Here is a 16,266-nt window from a genome sequence, read left to right as displayed (position 1 = left end):
GCGAGTAATCGCTTCTCCGCTGTTTTATGATTAAAGTAACCCGTTTAAATGGGCAGCCCTTTACGCTGAATGCGTTATTTATTGAACAGATTGAATGCTTTCCGGATACTACAATCACACTGTCGAACGGTAAGAAGTTTGTAGTAAAAGAAGATGAAGAAGCTGTTCTGGAGAAGATCGTGTCTTTCTATCAAAAAATACAAATATTTTCAATGGACCATGGAATAGAGGAACCGGAATGAAGAAAAAATTATTGATCATTTTACTAATTATTCTTATCGTAATTGGTGCACTCGGGGCGGCGGCTTATTTTGTATTAGGCGGAAAGTCCGAAAAAAATGAGGCAAAACGAAGTATTGATGAAATCGTTGCATCTTCTGTTGATGTAGCAGAAATCACAACGAATTTAAAGTCCGATAACATTATTCGCTTAGCGATTAAACTTGAAACTGACTCTGATAAATCAAAAGAAGAGCTTGAAAAACGTGATTTTCAAGTGAAAGATGCTGTTATATCACTGCTGGCTGATACGAATGCTGATGAGATTGAGGGAGACAAGGGAAAAGAAACCTTTAAGAAGGAACTAAAAGATAAAGTGAATAGCTACCTCCAAGAAGGAAAAGTAGAAAAAGTGTATATTACCTCTTTTAATCTGCAATAAAGCATAATTTGACAGAATACGGAGGTGAGGAAAATGTCAGGAGAAGTTCTCTCCCAAAATGAAATAGATGCACTGCTTTCTGCAATATCAACGGGCGAAATGGATGCTGAAGAGCTGAAAAAAGAAGAAAAAGAGAAAAAAGTAAAGGTTTATGATTTCAAACGCGCGCTGCGGTTTTCTAAAGACCAAATCCGCAGTTTAACAAGAATTCATGACAATTTTGCAAGACTGCTTACAACTCACTTTTCTGCTCAGCTCAGAACGTATATCCATATATCGGTCAGCTCTGTTGATCAGGTTCCATACGAGGAATTTATCCGATCCATACCGAATATGACGATCCTGAATTTATTCGATGTCCATCCGATGGAAGGCAGAATTATGATGGAGGTTAACCCGACAATTGCCTATACGATGATGGATCGTGTGATGGGGGGCATCGGGATCAGTCATAATAAGGTTGATAGTTTAACAGAAATTGAAACAAAAATTATTTCTAATTTATTTGAAAATGCACTGGGAAATTATAAAGAAGCTTGGCAGTCCATTGCTGATATTGAACCCGAAATGACTGAGTTTGAAGTGAATCCGCAATTTGTTCAGATGGTATCTCCTAATGAAACGGTTGTTGTTATTTCACTCAACACCCAAATCGGCGAAATCAGCGGTGTCATTAATCTTTGTATCCCGCATATCGTCCTCGAGCCGCTCATACCAAAGCTTTCGGTCCATTATTGGATGCAATCAGAAAGAAATGAACCGAAACCTGAGGAAACAAAGTCGCTTGAAAAACGTATCATGACAGCACAAATACCTGTCGTGGCCGAACTCGGCACATCTGAACTGACAATAGAAGAGTTTTTAAGTTTAGAAGTCGGAGACTGCATAACTTTGGACAAATCAGTAACAGATCCTCTTACTGTATTGGTCGGAGATAAGCCGAAATTTTTAGGACAAGCCGGCCGGGTGAATCGAAAACAGGCAGTGCAAATTTTAGACCACGACATAAGAGGTGAACAAGATGGAGAATAACAGATTATCTCAAGATGAGATTGACGCGCTTCTTAACGGCACGAGCAGCACACCTGACGAGCCTGAGGCTACGGAAGTGCATGACTTATCGGACATGGAGCGTGATGCGATCGGTGAAATCGGAAATATTTCATTCGGCAGTTCAGCGACAGCTTTATCCACGCTTTTAAATCAAAAAGTTGATATTACGACTCCAAACGTAACTGTCATCCCAAGAAGCAAAATCAGTGATGCGTTTCCTGAACCGTATGTTGCAATTGAAGTGAATTATACGGAAGGTTTCAGCGGCAGCAACCTGCTAGTCGTCGAACAAAGTGACGCGGCGATTATTGCGGACCTAATGATCGGGGGAGACGGGAAAGGTGCAGATCCTTCACTTGGAGAGATCCATTTGAGCGCGGTTCAAGAAGCGATGAACCAAATGATGGGGTCGGCAGCAACGTCAATGTCTACTGTATTCAGTAAAAAAATTGATATTTCACCCCCGCGTGTAGAACTGCTTGATGTAAATGAAGAAAAAGGAACAGACCGTATTCCTGCTGATGAAATGCTGGTTAAAGTTTCTTTCCGCTTGAAGGTGGGCGAGTTAATAGATTCTAACATCATGCAGCTATATCCGCTGACATTTGCTAAAGATTTGATCTCGAGCCTTATGAACACGGAGGAAAGTCCAGCTGAAGAAACAACGCCGGAGCCTGAGGTTACATATGAACAGCCGAAAGAGCCTGTGATGCCCGAGCCGCGGAACGAACCGCAGCAGCAAGCGCCGGCTAAAAGGCAGGGGAAACCGAAGAAAGCCGCGCCTGTTCAAGTTTCACCAGTGGAATTTTCATCATTTGATCCAAATGAGAGCACACAAGCTCCTATAAACAATCTGGATATGCTTTTGGATATCCCGCTTTCGATCACTGTTGAACTCGGCAGAACGAAAAGAAGCGTAAAAGAAATTTTAGAACTTTCAGCCGGAAGTATTATTGAGCTTGATAAATTAGCCGGTGAGCCGGTAGATATTTTAGTGAATCAGCGTATCGTCGCCAAAGGCGAAGTCGTGGTCATTGAGGAAAACTTCGGAGTAAGGGTCACTGACATATTAAGCCAGGCAGAACGCATTAATAATTTAAAATAAAGAAACACGAGGAGAGAGAAAAAAATTATGGCACATAGAATTTTAATTGTAGATGACGCAGCATTTATGAGAATGATGATCAAAGATATTTTGGTAAAAAACGGTTTTGACGTAGTGGCAGAAGCCGAAAATGGCGCTCAGGCTGTAGAAAAATTTAAAGAGCATTCTCCTGACTTAGTTACAATGGATATCACAATGCCAGAAATGGACGGTATTACTGCACTAAAAGAAATTAAACAAATTGATGCTCAAGCTAAAATCATTATGTGTTCTGCCATGGGACAGCAATCAATGGTTATCGATGCTATTCAAGCCGGTGCTAAGGATTTTATCGTAAAACCTTTCCAGGCGGACCGTGTGCTTGAAGCAATCAACAAAACATTAAGCTAAAGGGTGTACGACTGTTGAAAAAGAGTCAATGTTTCATTGCTTTTATATGTTTTTTCATTTTATTCAGTGTGCATCCGCTTGCTGCTGATGCGGCGGCATCTGATGATTCAACTGTAAACGAATGGTTTCAAAAGAAAGAGGAAAAGACCGCAGATAAGCCAGAGCAAAAGAAAGAAAAAACGACACAAACTGCTGATGAGACGGAGGGAGCTGCTGCTCCTTCTGTTTCAGCTTTTGATTTTGTGAAGATGATTTTCGCTTTATTGTTTGTCATCGCGCTGATTTACGGGCTTGTTAAGCTTATGAACAAAAGAAACCGGCTGCTAAAGCCTTTTCAATATGTTGAAAATATCGGCGGAACATCGGTTGGCCAAAACCGATCTATCCAATTGATTAAAGTCGGCAACAGTGTTCTCGTCGTTGGGGTAGGAGAGACGATCCAGCTCCTTAAAGAAATTGAGGATGAAAAGGAAATCGAAGTCATACTCAGCCAGCATGAAGAGGCGATGTCAAGCAAAATAGAGTGGCAAAAGCTTGTCAAACCCCTAAAGGGTTCTGAGAATCAGCCGCAGCAAAAGCTGCCTTCATTTTCTAAAGCATTAAAAGAGCAGCTTGAAGAGCTAAAACAAAACCGTTCAGAAGGAAAAAAGAAAGGCCCACGTCATCATGAATGAGTTTATAAATATTTTCAGTTCTAGCGATCCGGGTAACGTCAGTTCAACTGTTAAATTACTATTATTGTTAACTGTATTTTCAGTGGCGCCTGGAATATTGATTCTTATGACTTGTTTTACCCGCATCGTCATCGTTCTGTCGTTTGTCAGAACTTCACTGGCGACGCAATCAATGCCGCCCAACCAGGTCCTTATCGGCCTTGCGCTATTTTTAACATTTTTTATTATGGCTCCTACTTTTTCAGAGATTAATAAAGAGGCGCTGACACCATTGATGGACAATAAAATCAGTTTGGACGAAGCGTATACAAAAGCTGAGGAACCGATTAAAGAATTTATGAGTAAGCACACAAGGCAGAAGGATTTAGCACTGTTTATGAATTACGCGAAAATGGATAAACCCGAATCATTAAAAGATATTCCTCTTACAACGATGGTTCCCGCTTTTGCCATTTCGGAGCTCAAAACAGCGTTTCAAATAGGCTTTATGATTTTTATTCCCTTTTTAATTATTGATATGGTAGTGGCGAGCGTTCTGATGTCAATGGGGATGATGATGCTCCCTCCAGTTATGATTTCTCTGCCCTTTAAAATTTTACTTTTTGTTTTAGTAGACGGCTGGTATTTAATTGTGAAATCTTTGCTTCAGAGCTTTTAGGGTAGGTGCTAAACGTGAATTCAGAATTTGTAATTTCTATGGCGGAAAAAGCCGTATATGTAACGCTGATGATCAGCGCGCCTCTGCTTGCGATCGCCTTATTGGTCGGATTAATCGTCAGCATCTTTCAGGCGACAACTCAAATCCAGGAACAGACTTTGGCGTTTATTCCCAAAATCGTGGCAGTCCTCTTGGCACTGATTTTTTTCGGGCCATGGATGCTGTCGACCATCCTTTCGTTCACAACAGAGCTGTTTTCTAATTTAAATCGTTTTGCAGGGTAATACAGTGATGAATTCGATTATTGATTTATTTCCTGCTTTTTTATTGGTTTTTATTAGGATCTCTGCTTTTTTTGTAACGGTTCCGCTATACGGCCACAGAAACGTTCCGGCTGTTCATCGTATCGGATTTGCTTTTTTTCTTGCAGTCATTTGCTTCAGTACGATTGATAAACCTCCGTCTTTGGAGGTTGACGAGCAATATATGCTGCTGGCGTTTAAAGAAGCGTTGGTGGGTCTGTGTCTTGGTTTGATTGCGTATATGATGATTGCTGCTGTTCAGATAGCCGGTTCGTTTATTGATTTTCAGATGGGTTTTTCAATTGCGAACGTTATCGATCCGCAAACGGGCGCACAGAGTCCATTGATCGGCCAGTTTATCTATACGATGGCTCTTTTGTTTATGCTGAGTGTCAATGCGCATCATTTGCTGTTGGACGGTATTTACTACAGCTTTCAGTATATTTCGGTTGATCAGGCATTTCCGAATTTTGGCGATGAAAAGTTTGCTTATCTTATCGCCAAAAGCTTTAATGCAATGTTTATTATTGCATTTCAAATGTCGGCGCCGGTTGTGGCCAGTTTGTTTCTTGTGGATCTTGCATTAGGCATCGTGGCCCGGACAGTTCCGCAATTAAATGTATTTGTCGTCGGTCTGCCTTTAAAGATTGCTGTCAGTTTTATCATGCTCATCGTGTGTATGTCCGTTATCTTCGTCGTTGTTCGGAATGTTTTCGGCTTAACGATTGAAACGATGCGGAATCTTTTAGCATTGGTCGGTGTTTCTTAATGAAGCTCAGAATTGACCTCCAATTTTTTGCGGGAGAAAAAACAGAGAAAGCCACTCCGAAAAAACGGAAGGATACTAGAAAAAAAGGGCAGGTTGCAAAAAGCTCTGATGTGAATACTGCCGTTTCGTTATTAGTCATCTTCCTTTCGTTTATTGCGATCGGCCCGTATATGAGAGACAGGCTGCTGTCATTTATAGAGACATTTTACACGGAGTCACTCACAATGAAGCTCTCAGAATCAAATGTGCACATCCTGTTTATAAGCTTATTAAAGGATACTGGCATCGTACTTGCTCCGATTCTGCTTGTTGCCCTTGTTGCAGGAGTTGTAAGCAACTATATGCAGGTGGGATTTTTATTTTCTGCGGAAGTGATCCAGCCTAAGCTTGAAAAATTGGATCCGATAAAAGGCTTTAAACGGATATACAGCATGAGGGCGATTGTAGAGTTGCTTAAATCGATTCTGAAAATTGCTGTTGTAGGGTTTGCGGCGTTTGTTGTGCTTTGGATGCACTATGGAGAAATTCTCCGCCTCCCGCTTCTGACACCTGAAGAGGCACTTTCCTTTGTTTCAAAACTCACCCTGTGGATGGGGCTGAGCGGAGCAGGGGCTTTGTTGATTCTTGCCGGACTCGATTATTTGTATCAGAGATTTGACTATGAGAAAAATATCAAAATGTCAAAGCAGGATATAAAAGATGAGTACAAAAAATCTGAGGGAGATCCGATTATTAAGTCTAAAATTAAGCAACGACAGCGGGAAATGGCGATGAGGCGGATGATGCAGGAAGTGCCGAAAGCTGATGTCATCATCACAAACCCGACTCACTATGCGATCGCACTTAAATATGACGAAGAAAAAATGGATGCACCATACATTGTTGCAAAAGGTGTTGACCACCTTGCATTAAAAATAAGGAAGATTGCTAAAGAGCATGATGTCATGATGGTAGAAAACAGACCGCTTGCCCGTGCGTTATATGATCAGGTTGAAATTGATCAGGCAGTGCCGGAAGAGTTTTTTAAAGTCTTGGCAGAAATCCTGGCTTACGTATTTAAAACGAAACAAAAAGTAAATTGAATTTTACGATTCAAAAGGAGAGAAAAAACAGCATGTCAACAAGAGATTTATCCGTTTTAATAAGTGTTGTCCTCATTGTGGCAATGCTGGTGATACCATTTCCTCCATGGCTGTTAAGTATTTTGATCATTATTAATATTTCTCTTGCGTTGATCGTGCTTCTGACCACAATGAATATGCAAGAACCGCTGCAGTTTTCGATTTTTCCATCACTGTTGCTGCTTTTGACCTTATTTCGTCTGGGCTTGAATGTGTCAACGACGCGTTCGATCCTTTCGCACGGCGAAGGAGGGAAGGTTGTTGAGACCTTCGGTAACTTCGTTGTCGGCGGAAATGTTTTAGTCGGACTTGTTGTATTTATTATCTTAATTATTATTCAGTTTATCGTCATCACAAAGGGCGCGGAACGTGTTTCCGAGGTTGCGGCAAGATTTACGCTTGATGCAATGCCAGGGAAGCAGATGAGTATTGATGCTGATTTAAACGCAGGCATGATTAACGAACAAGAAGCGAAACACCGCCGTGAAAAAGTAGCTCGAGAAGCAGACTTTTACGGTGCGATGGACGGTGCCAGCAAATTTGTGAAAGGTGATGCAATTGCCGGAATTATTATTGTGATGATCAATATCATTTTCGGAATCATTATCGGTATGCTGCAGCAAGGCATGGGGATACAAGAGGCAGCCTCTCGTTTTACGATGCTGACTGTAGGAGATGGAATTGTATCGCAAATTCCGGCGCTGTTAATTTCTACAGCTACAGGTATTGTCGTGACAAGAGCAGCCTCCGAAGGAAACTTAGGTCATGACATCACAGGCCAGCTGTTCGCTTATCCAAAGCTCTTATATGTTACAGCAGCAACTATTTTGCTTCTTGGCTTGTTTACTCCAATTGGTATTCTCCTAACAGGGCCGCTTGCAGGGCTGCTTGCTTTTGGCGGTTATACGCTATCTAAAACAGGTAAGGAAAAAGAAGAAGTGGAAGAGATTCTTGAGGAAGAGGCTGAAGTTGACGAGCTCAAAAGCCCCGAAAGTGTTGTGCAGCTTCTGCATATAGATCCGATAGAATTCGAGTTTGGCTATGGTCTGATTCCGCTGGCGGATGCTAATCAGGGCGGGGATTTATTAGACCGAATTGTGATGATTCGCCGTCAGCTGGCGCTGGAACTTGGGCTTGTCATTCCTGTTGTGCGTATCAGAGACAATATCGCTTTGCAGCCTAATGAATACCGATTGAAAATTAAAGGAAATGAAGTAGCAAAAGGCGAGCTATTACTAGATCATTATCTAGCAATGTCGCCTACGCCTGAAGACGACCTGATTGAAGGGATCGAAACAGTGGAACCGTCGTTTGGGCTTCCAGCCAAATGGATTGGCGAATCGGTGAAGGATGAAGCTGACATGCTGGGCTATACAGTTGTAGATCCGGCTTCAGTTGTCTCAACACATATTACAGAGAAAATTAAGCAGCATGCTCATGAATTAATCGGCAGACAGGAGACGAAACAGCTTATTGATCATTTGAAAGAAACGTATCCGGTTTTGGTGGAAGAGGTCACGCCAAATCCATTATCTGTCGGAGATATTCAGAAGGTGCTGGCTAAACTGTTAAAAGAAAAAGTTTCAATCCGCAATTTGGTAACCATTTTTGAAACGCTCGCCGATTACGGAAAACTGACAACAGACTCTGATCTTTTGACAGAGTACACAAGACAGGCACTTGCTAAGCAAATTACTGCCCAGTTTGCCAAAGAAAATGAAGTGTTAAAAGTGATCACTTGTTCCGGCCGTGTAGAAAAGGCAATTGCTGACGGTGTACAGCAAACAGAACATGGGAACTATTTGTCGCTTGAACCAGATGTGTCGGAAAGCATTGTGCGTTCTGTTGCAAAAGAAGCCGAACAGCTCTCAATACGGCAAGAGACTGCGATTCTTCTTTGCTCGCCTCCTGTAAGGATGTATGTGAAGCAGCTTCTGGAACGATATTTTCCGGATCTTCCTGTTCTTTCTTATAACGAGCTTGAGGCTAATGTCGAAGTTCAAAGCATTGGAGTGGTGGATATTTAATGAAAATCAAAAAATTTACTGCTGCTTCAATGCAAGAAGCGGCACAGCTTATCAGAAAAGAACTAGGCAATGAAGCGGTTATACTAAATTCCAAAAAAATCAATAAGCGTAAATGGTTCGGGCTTTTAAAAAAACCGGCTGTTGAAGTGATTGCCGTATTGGATCAAGATTTTCTTGAGAAAAAAACAGCTGAAAAGGCAGCAGAGCCGAAACAAACGTCAAAACCTCCTGTCAGCAGTCCGAAAATAGAGGAGAGGATAATCCCTCAAATTCCGGCTCAATCTGAGCCAGGTGATTTTTCAGCATATCAATCCGTACTTCCTGAACCGCTCAGAAAAGCTGAACAGCTTTTGGGAGTAACCGGCGTTAATGAATCAATTAAGACCAGTACTATGAAAAAAATACTGCGATTCTCTGTTGAATCGGGCGGACTGACGGAAGAAAACGTGGCCGGTAAACTTCAGGATATACTGTGCGAGGCACTACCTCCAGCAGACAAGTGGCAGGAGCCCATTCGTTCGAAGTATATCGTGCTGTTTGGTTCGACGGGCGCGGGTAAAACAACAACGCTTGCAAAACTAGCAGCGTCTTCTCTGCTTGAAAAACAGAAAAAAATTGCTTTTATTACAACAGATACTTACCGGATTGCAGCAGTTGAACAGTTGAAAACATATGCCGAGCTGCTGCAGGCTCCTCTGGAAGTCTGTTATACAAAAGAGGAATTTCAGCGGGCGAAAGAATTATTTGCTGAATATGATCATGTATTTATCGATACAGCAGGAAGAAACTTCAGAGAACAGCAATATATCGATGAACTGAAAGAGACGATTCCTTTTGAAAGCAGTATTCAGTCATTTCTCGTTTTGTCAGCGACTGCAAAATATGAAGATATGAAACAAATTGTCAGACGTTTTTCATCTGTTCCTGTCAATCAGTTTATTTTTACGAAAATAGATGAGACTGCTTCCTTAGGCTCTGTATTCAGTATACTGGCAGAATCAAAGATAGGCGCCGGGTTTATCACAAACGGCCAGAATGTGCCGGAGGATATACAGACAGTCTCGCCGAGGGAGTTTGTAGGGATGCTGTGCAGATGAACAGATTTGACCAAGCAGCAACTTTACGGGCGAAAATGAAGAAGCGTGAGCGCGATCTGCCGATTGTTTTTGCACAGAAAGCTAAAACACTTGCAGTCATCAGCGGCAAGGGCGGTGTCGGAAAATCCAACATCACTTTAAATATGGCTCTTGCGCTGCAGGATAAAGGCAAGAAGGTACTGCTTATTGATCTTGATATCGGAATGGGGAACATTGATATATTAATGGGAAACTCGTCTTCCGCGACTATTATTGACGTTCTAACTGAGCGCAAGCCTTTTATGCAATCCATATCTACTGGGCCAAAGGGTCTTCGGTATATATCTGGCGGAACTGGGCTGGATATGATGTTTCAGCTGGACCAGAAAAAATGGACCTTTTTTGCTAATGAGCTTTCTCATGCGTTAAGTCAGTTCGATTATGTACTGTTTGACATGGGGGCGGGCTTATCAAAAGACCAGCTGCCTTTTATTTTATCAGCAGAAGACATTTTGATCATAACAACCCCGGAGCCTACAGCCATTATGGATGCATACAGCGCTGTCAAACATTTAGCTTTGACAGGAAATCAGCTTTCAATGAAAGTAGCTGTCAATCGGTGCCGTGATCAAAAGGAAGGGCTTGACGCTTTTACCCGCCTTTCCCGGACCATTCACATGTTTTTAGGCGAAGCGGTTCAGTTTGCCGGTTCAGTCCCTGACGACGGGATCGTGAGCAAAGCAGTTGTCGAACAGGTTCCTTTTTTATTAAAAAGTCCTCAGGCAAAAGCCAGCCGGTCAGTCCGTCTCCTAGCGGACGCCTTGTTTGAAAGAGAAGAAACTAGACACAAAGAAGAAAAACAGACATTTATTGAGAAATTATCTTCTTTTTTAATGAGGAGGGCTTAATTTGATTCGTGTGCTTGTAGTTGATGATTCGGCTTTTATGAGAAAAATGATAAGTGATTTTCTAACCGAGGAAAAGCAGATAGAAGTAATCGGAACTGCGAGAAACGGAGAAGAGGCACTTAAAAAGATAGAATTGCTGAAACCGGATGTTATCACACTTGATATCGAAATGCCGGTGATGAATGGAACAGACACACTGCGGAAAATTATTGAGCTTTATCAGCTGCCGGTCATTATGGTTTCAAGCCAGACCCAGCAAGGAAAAGAGTGTACGATTAACTGTTTAGAGATAGGCGCCTTTGATTTTATCACAAAGCCATCTGGTTCTATATCTTTAGATTTATACAAAATTAAAGAACAATTAGTTGAGCGGGTCATCGCGGCTGGGCTTTCCGGCCAGCAAAAAGCTGCGGATCCGGCGGTCATTCGGCCTGAGCCTAAACGCATCGCTAAGCCTGCAGTGAGTCAGTCAAAATCTGGAACAGGCAGACATATTGTTTGTATCGGCACGTCAACAGGCGGACCAAGGGCGCTTCAAAAGGTGATACCAAAGCTTCCTAAGGATTTAAACGCGCCTGTAGTCGTTGTACAGCACATGCCTGAAGGCTTTACTGCTTCTCTGGCTGATCGGCTGAACCATCTGTCTGACATTCATGTAAAGGAAGCAAAAGATGGCGAAGCAGCTCTTGACGGCTGTGTGTACATAGCTCCGGGGGGAAAAAACATATCCGTTATCAAAAACAGCGGCGGTCTTAAAATCGTTCTTGATAATCACGATACGCCAAGCCGTCATAAACCATCAGCAGACTACTTGTTCCGTTCTGTCGGCAAACTTGCAGACTATGAAAAAGTAGCGGTCATTATGACCGGAATGGGCAGTGACGGTACTGCCGGTCTTAAGGACATGCTTGCGTCCGGCAATGTGAAAACCATTGCAGAGTCTGAAGAATCTTGTGTTGTATTTGGGATGCCGAAAGCAGCCGTTAAGGCGGGCCTTATTCATGAAATTAAACATGTGGAAGATATCGCAGCATCCATCACAAGCTGTGTGAAAAAAGAGAGGGTGTGATTCAAATGGATATGAATCAATATTTAGATGTCTTTATTGATGAAAGTAAAGAACATTTACAAACATGTAATGAAAAGCTTCTCCTTTTAGAGAAAGACCCGACAGATCTTCAGCTCGTCCACGATATATTCAGGGCTGCCCATACACTAAAAGGTATGAGCGCAACGATGGGGTATACGGATTTAGCCCATTTAACCCATCTGCTTGAAAACGTATTGGATGCTTTTAGAAACGGAGATATGGCAGTTACATCAGACTGGATGGATATCTTGTTTGAAGCCCTGGATCATCTGGAAGCAATGGTTCAGTCTATTATTGACGGCGGGGATGGTAAAAGAGATATCTCTGAAGTGAGCGCAAAGCTTGACGTGAACGGTGCGCATGCTGAGACTGCTGCTTCAGCGGAACCTGCTGAAGCGAAGGGTTCAGCATCTGATTGGGGATATGATGAGTTTGAACGAACAGTGATAGAAGAAGCGGAGGAGCAAGGTTTCAAACGGTATGAAATCACAATTTCTCTGAAAGAAGACTGTATGTTAAAAGCGGTTCGTGTATATATGGTTTTTGAGAAGCTCAATGAGATCGGAGAAGTAGCCAAAACAATACCGAGTGCGGAAGTGCTTGAGACGGAAGATTTCGGCACGGACTTCCAGGTTTGCTTCTTAACGAATCAAACGGCTGAAGACGTTGAACAGATCATCAACGGAGTTTCAGAGGTCGAGCATGTTGAAATTATTCAGGGCTCGCCTTTACAACCAGCTGAAAAACCGGAGGAGCCTCAGGCGGATACACCAGCTGCTGCACAGGCACCTGTTAAGCAGGATAAACAAAAGCAGCCTGCTAAAAACGATGAACAGTCGAAGCATACAGGCGGATCTAAAACGATTCGTGTCAATATCGACAGGCTTGATTCTTTAATGAACTTATTTGAAGAGCTTGTCATTGACCGCGGGCGTCTTGAGCAGATTGCAAAAGAGCTTGAGCACAATGAATTGACTGAAACAGTCGAGCGAATGACGAGAATTTCCGGCGATTTGCAGTCTATTATTCTCAACATGAGAATGGTTCCGGTTGAAACTGTTTTTAACCGTTTCCCAAGAATGATTCGCCAGCTTCAAAAAGAGCTGAATAAAAAAATCGAACTCTCCATCATCGGTGCGGAAACAGAACTCGATCGAACAGTAATTGATGAAATTGGAGATCCGCTCGTTCACTTAATCAGAAACAGTATTGACCATGGAATTGAGTCTCCGGAAACACGTTTGCAAAAAGGAAAACCTGAGTCTGGAAAAGTTGTGCTGAAAGCTTATCACAGCGGAAATCACGTCTTTATTGAAGTTGAGGATGACGGGGCAGGCCTTAATCGCAAAAAAATCCTTGAAAAAGCGCTTGAGCGCGGTGTCATTACAGAAAGAGAAGCTGAAACTTTAGAAGACAATGAAATTTATGAATTGATATTTGCTCCGGGGTTCTCTACAGCTGATCAAATTTCGGATATTTCCGGGCGGGGTGTCGGGCTTGATGTTGTGAAAAATAAACTCGAGTCACTCGGCGGTTCAGTCAGTGTGAGATCTGCAGAAGGACAAGGATCACTATTCAGCATTCAGCTTCCGCTTACATTGTCCATTATTTCAGTTCTGCTGATCAAATTGGAAGAAGAGACATTTGCGATTCCGATTTCTTCTATAATTGAAACGGCAGTTATAGACAGAAAAGATATTCTGCAAACGCATGACCGTGAAGTAATTGATTTTAGAGGGCATATTGTCCCTGTCGTATATTTAAAAGAAGAGTTTAAAATAGAAGATACAAGACAAGATGCAGAACAGCTCCATATCATTGTCGTGAAGAAAGGCGACAAACCTACTGCATTTGTGGTGGACTCCTTTATTGGCCAGCAGGAAGTTGTGCTGAAATCACTCGGAGATTATTTAACAAACGTCTTTGCAATTTCCGGAGCTACTATTTTAGGAGACGGAGAAGTAGCGCTCATTATCGATTGTAATGCACTGATTATTTAACCATACGAGGAGGTGTCTCACATGACTGCAGAAATTAAAACAGGCGAAAAAATGATTGTCTTTATGGTAAATGGCAAAGAATATGCCATTTCTGTCACTCAGGTGAAATCAATTGAGAAATGGCAAAAGCCAACGAGAGTGCCAGGCGTTGAACCTTATATTTGCGGAGTGATCAATTTGCGCGGCGTGGTGACTCCGGTTATTGATTTAAGAAAGCGTCTCAGCTTGCCTGAGTATGAAATTACCGATGAAACACGAATTATCATTATTGCTTATCGTGATATTGAAGTCGGCTGGATCGTGGATGAAGCAAATGATGTCATAACAGTTCATGAAAGTGAAATAGAGTCCGCTCCGGAAAGTGTTCAAAAAGACACGTATGTGTCGATCAAACAAATTGTAAAACAAGAGAACAGGCTCTTAAATATTATTGATGCAAATGCGGTTTTGGATAAAGAATCATCTCAGTCCGCTGTGCCCGATCAAGCTTAATCTTAAAGGGGTTATGACATGAGTATTTTTAATGGAATCAAAGAAGAGCAGATGGACATTTTGCGGGAAGTCGGCAATATCGGAGCCGGCCACTCTGCTTCTGCAATGGCCCAGCTGTTAAATAGAAAGATTGATATGGAAGTCCCGTTTGCAAAGTTACTGTCGTTTGATGAACTTGTAGACTTTTTCGGCGGAGCAGAAATGCCGGTCGCCAGTATCTTTTTAAGAATGGAAGGCGATTTGACGGGCTCAATGTTCTTTATAATGCCTTTTTATCAGGCGGAGCAGTTTATCAGAGAGCTGATCGGCAACCCGGATTTTGATATAGAAAACCTGGGTGAAGATCATATGAGTTCTTCCGCTTTGCATGAACTGGGCAATATTTTAGCAGGATCATATTTAACGGCATTGGCTGATTTGTCGAAACTCCAGCTTTACCCGAGTGTTCCAGAAGTTTCACTGGACATGTTCGGTGCTGTCATCAGTGAAGGTCTGATGGAGCTCAGCCAGGTTGGAGAACATGCAATTGTTGTTGATACGTCAATTTTTGACCAAAGCCATCAGCAGGAGCTAAAAGCGCATATGTTTATGCTGCCGGACTATGATTCATTTGAAAAGCTCTTTGTCGCCTTGGGTGCTTCATTATGAGTACAACTGAGGCTGCTGTTGTAAAGGTTGGAATAGCGGACGTGAAGATCGCCCGCTTCCCGGATTCAATCCGGACGTCTGGTTTAGGGTCGTGTGTAGGGCTGGTGCTTTACGATAAAGAAAAGCAAACGGCGGGGCTTGTCCATGTCATGCTGCCAGATTCGACGTTATCAAAAACAGCTGAACTCAATCGGGCAAAATATGCCGATACCGCTGTAAAAGCTACGATTGATATGCTGGTAGAAGCGGGCTGCCGAAAGTTTGCGTTAAAAGCAAAGCTTGCCGGCGGATCAGAGATGTTTAAATTTAAAATGACGAATGATTTGATGAAGATCGGACCGAGAAATGTCTTAGCGATAAAGGAACAGCTGTCATTATATAAAATTCCGATTATCAGTGAAGATACGGGAGGCTCAAGCGGCCGTACGATAGAATTTGAACCGAAGTCCTGTATGCTGCATATTCGAACTGTTAAACAAGGTGAAAAAACGATTTAATTAAGGTATTAGGGGGATAACAATGCAATCCTTGAATTATGAAGATCAGGTGCTTTGGTCGCGCTGGAAAGAGTGGAAAGATCCTAAGGCCGGTGATGATTTAATGCGCCGTTACATGCCGCTTGTCACATATCATGTAGGCAGAATTTCTGTCGGACTGCCAAAATCAGTGCATAAAGACGATCTTATGAGCCTTGGTATGCTTGGTTTATATGATGCCCTTGAAAAATTTGACCCCAGCCGGGACTTAAAATTTGATACCTACGCCTCGTTTAGAATTCGCGGTGCAATTATTGACGGGCTTCGTAAAGAGGATTGGCTGCCCAGAACCTCGCGTGAAAAAACAAAGAAGGTTGAAGCGGCGATTGAAAAGCTTGAACAGCGCTATCTTCGGAATGTATCGCCCGCAGAAATTGCAGAGGAACTCGGAATGACGGAACAGGATGTAGTGTCAACAATGAATGAAGGTTTTTTTGCAAATCTGCTGTCAATTGACGAAAAGCTTCATGATCAGGATGACGGGGAAAACATCCAGGTCATGATCAGAGATGACAAAAATGTCCCGCCGGAAGAAAAGATCATGAAAGATGAGCTGATTGCGCAGCTTGCGGACAAAATTCACGAACTCTCTGAAAAAGAACAGCTTGTGGTCAGTTTGTTCTATAAAGAGGAATTGACATTGACAGAAATCGGACAGGTATTGAATCTTTCTACGTCCCGTATATCACAAATACATTCAAAGGCACTATTTAAATTAAAGAATCTGCTTGAAAAAGTAATTCAATAAAGAATTCT

19 protein-coding genes are annotated in these 16,266 nt (G+C 42.3%); all 19 read left to right on the top strand.

Features of this window, described 5'->3' with window-relative positions:
• Positions 1-26: 26 nt before the first annotated feature.
• Genes swrD through sigD form a run of 19 tightly spaced genes read left to right on the top strand, consistent with a single transcriptional unit; the run spans position 27 to position 16,258 of the window.
• Positions 27-242, top strand: coding sequence for a swarming motility protein SwrD (gene swrD, locus AU387_RS12310; RefSeq protein ID WP_010334253.1), 216 nt, complete (start codon positions 27-29; stop codon positions 240-242).
• A complete protein-coding gene (gene fliL / locus AU387_RS12305; protein ID WP_044155887.1) occupies positions 239-661 on the top strand; it encodes a flagellar basal body-associated protein FliL in 423 nt (140 codons plus the stop codon). The genes swrD and fliL overlap by 4 nt, the downstream gene beginning before the upstream one ends.
• A gap of 33 nt (positions 662-694) precedes the next feature.
• Positions 695-1,693, top strand: coding sequence for a flagellar motor switch protein FliM (gene fliM, locus AU387_RS12300; RefSeq protein WP_010334255.1), 999 nt, complete (start codon positions 695-697; stop codon positions 1,691-1,693).
• The gene (fliY, locus tag AU387_RS12295) at positions 1,683-2,819 is read left to right on the top strand and encodes a flagellar motor switch phosphatase FliY (RefSeq protein ID WP_044155886.1); all 1,137 of its coding nucleotides are present in this window, start codon (positions 1,683-1,685) and stop codon (positions 2,817-2,819) included. The genes fliM and fliY overlap by 11 nt, the downstream gene beginning before the upstream one ends.
• A gap of 27 nt (positions 2,820-2,846) precedes the next feature.
• A complete protein-coding gene (gene cheY, locus AU387_RS12290) occupies positions 2,847-3,209 on the top strand; it encodes a chemotaxis protein CheY (RefSeq protein WP_010334256.1) in 363 nt (120 codons plus the stop codon).
• Positions 3,210-3,223: 14 nt separating this feature from the next.
• Positions 3,224-3,883: a flagella biosynthesis regulatory protein FliZ gene (gene fliZ / locus AU387_RS12285; protein WP_044155883.1), complete on the top strand. Its 660-nt coding sequence runs from the start codon at positions 3,224-3,226 to the stop codon at positions 3,881-3,883.
• Positions 3,876-4,541 (top strand): flagellar type III secretion system pore protein FliP, encoded by a 666-nt coding sequence (gene fliP / locus AU387_RS12280; RefSeq protein ID WP_024121406.1) that lies wholly within the window; start codon positions 3,876-3,878, stop codon positions 4,539-4,541. The genes fliZ and fliP overlap by 8 nt, the downstream gene beginning before the upstream one ends.
• Positions 4,542-4,555: 14 nt before the next feature.
• Positions 4,556-4,825 carry a flagellar biosynthesis protein FliQ gene (fliQ, locus tag AU387_RS12275; RefSeq protein WP_010334259.1) on the top strand — a complete coding sequence of 90 codons (270 nt, stop codon included), beginning with the start codon at positions 4,556-4,558 and terminating at the stop codon, positions 4,823-4,825.
• A 7-nt stretch (positions 4,826-4,832) separates the two neighbouring features.
• Positions 4,833-5,612 (top strand): flagellar biosynthetic protein FliR, encoded by a 780-nt coding sequence (gene fliR, locus AU387_RS12270; RefSeq protein WP_024121407.1) that lies wholly within the window; start codon positions 4,833-4,835, stop codon positions 5,610-5,612.
• Positions 5,612-6,694 carry a flagellar biosynthesis protein FlhB gene (flhB, locus tag AU387_RS12265; protein WP_059292779.1) on the top strand — a complete coding sequence of 361 codons (1,083 nt, stop codon included), beginning with the start codon at positions 5,612-5,614 and terminating at the stop codon, positions 6,692-6,694. The genes fliR and flhB overlap by 1 nt, the downstream gene beginning before the upstream one ends.
• 32 nt (positions 6,695-6,726) lie before the next feature.
• Positions 6,727-8,760: a flagellar biosynthesis protein FlhA gene (gene flhA / locus AU387_RS12260; RefSeq protein WP_044155881.1), complete on the top strand. Its 2,034-nt coding sequence runs from the start codon at positions 6,727-6,729 to the stop codon at positions 8,758-8,760.
• On the top strand, positions 8,760-9,857 hold the full coding sequence (locus AU387_RS12255; protein WP_044155880.1) for a flagellar biosynthesis protein FlhF: 1,098 nt from the start codon (positions 8,760-8,762) through the stop codon (positions 9,855-9,857). The genes flhA and AU387_RS12255 overlap by 1 nt, the downstream gene beginning before the upstream one ends.
• Positions 9,848-10,744, top strand: coding sequence for a MinD/ParA family protein (locus tag AU387_RS12250; RefSeq protein WP_082687898.1), 897 nt, complete (start codon positions 9,848-9,850; stop codon positions 10,742-10,744). The genes AU387_RS12255 and AU387_RS12250 overlap by 10 nt, the downstream gene beginning before the upstream one ends.
• Position 10,745: 1 nt before the next feature.
• Complete coding sequence (gene cheB, locus AU387_RS12245) at positions 10,746-11,813, top strand: protein-glutamate O-methylesterase CheB (RefSeq protein ID WP_059335791.1); 1,068 nt, start codon at positions 10,746-10,748, stop codon at positions 11,811-11,813.
• 5 nt (positions 11,814-11,818) lie between these two features.
• Positions 11,819-13,834: a chemotaxis protein CheA gene (gene cheA, locus AU387_RS12240; RefSeq protein WP_044155876.1), complete on the top strand. Its 2,016-nt coding sequence runs from the start codon at positions 11,819-11,821 to the stop codon at positions 13,832-13,834.
• A gap of 21 nt (positions 13,835-13,855) precedes the next feature.
• Entirely contained in the window at positions 13,856-14,326 is a 471-nt protein-coding gene (gene cheW / locus AU387_RS12235) for a chemotaxis protein CheW (protein ID WP_024121414.1), read from the top strand.
• A gap of 18 nt (positions 14,327-14,344) precedes the next feature.
• Complete coding sequence (gene cheC / locus AU387_RS12230) at positions 14,345-14,974, top strand: CheY-P phosphatase CheC (RefSeq protein WP_059335790.1); 630 nt, start codon at positions 14,345-14,347, stop codon at positions 14,972-14,974.
• Positions 14,971-15,471 (top strand): chemoreceptor glutamine deamidase CheD, encoded by a 501-nt coding sequence (gene cheD, locus AU387_RS12225; RefSeq protein WP_044155874.1) that lies wholly within the window; start codon positions 14,971-14,973, stop codon positions 15,469-15,471. The genes cheC and cheD overlap by 4 nt, the downstream gene beginning before the upstream one ends.
• Positions 15,472-15,493: 22 nt before the next feature.
• Complete coding sequence (gene sigD / locus AU387_RS12220; RefSeq protein ID WP_010334270.1) at positions 15,494-16,258, top strand: RNA polymerase sigma-28 factor SigD; 765 nt, start codon at positions 15,494-15,496, stop codon at positions 16,256-16,258.
• Positions 16,259-16,266 lie beyond the last annotated feature (8 nt).

Origin of the sequence: Bacillus halotolerans (genome assembly GCF_001517105.1) — a bacterium.
In the GTDB taxonomy this organism is placed as follows: domain Bacteria; phylum Bacillota; class Bacilli; order Bacillales; family Bacillaceae; genus Bacillus; species Bacillus halotolerans.
Note: the sequence above shows the minus strand (reverse complement) of the source record. Positions and strands in the feature narration are given on the sequence as shown.

Coding starts and splice junctions, on each gene's coding strand:
- swrD (WP_010334253.1), top strand. CDS start 27: ATGATTAAAGTAACCCGTTTAAATGGGCAGCCCTTTACGCTGAATGCG.
- fliL (WP_044155887.1), top strand. CDS start 239: ATGAAGAAAAAATTATTGATCATTTTACTAATTATTCTTATCGTAATT.
- fliM (WP_010334255.1), top strand. CDS start 695: ATGTCAGGAGAAGTTCTCTCCCAAAATGAAATAGATGCACTGCTTTCT.
- fliY (WP_044155886.1), top strand. CDS start 1,683: ATGGAGAATAACAGATTATCTCAAGATGAGATTGACGCGCTTCTTAAC.
- cheY (WP_010334256.1), top strand. CDS start 2,847: ATGGCACATAGAATTTTAATTGTAGATGACGCAGCATTTATGAGAATG.
- fliP (WP_024121406.1), top strand. CDS start 3,876: ATGAATGAGTTTATAAATATTTTCAGTTCTAGCGATCCGGGTAACGTC.
- fliR (WP_024121407.1), top strand. CDS start 4,833: ATGAATTCGATTATTGATTTATTTCCTGCTTTTTTATTGGTTTTTATT.
- flhB (WP_059292779.1), top strand. CDS start 5,612: ATGAAGCTCAGAATTGACCTCCAATTTTTTGCGGGAGAAAAAACAGAG.
- flhA (WP_044155881.1), top strand. CDS start 6,727: ATGTCAACAAGAGATTTATCCGTTTTAATAAGTGTTGTCCTCATTGTG.
- AU387_RS12255 (WP_044155880.1), top strand. CDS start 8,760: ATGAAAATCAAAAAATTTACTGCTGCTTCAATGCAAGAAGCGGCACAG.
- cheA (WP_044155876.1), top strand. CDS start 11,819: ATGGATATGAATCAATATTTAGATGTCTTTATTGATGAAAGTAAAGAA.
- cheW (WP_024121414.1), top strand. CDS start 13,856: ATGACTGCAGAAATTAAAACAGGCGAAAAAATGATTGTCTTTATGGTA.
- cheC (WP_059335790.1), top strand. CDS start 14,345: ATGAGTATTTTTAATGGAATCAAAGAAGAGCAGATGGACATTTTGCGG.
- cheD (WP_044155874.1), top strand. CDS start 14,971: ATGAGTACAACTGAGGCTGCTGTTGTAAAGGTTGGAATAGCGGACGTG.
- sigD (WP_010334270.1), top strand. CDS start 15,494: ATGCAATCCTTGAATTATGAAGATCAGGTGCTTTGGTCGCGCTGGAAA.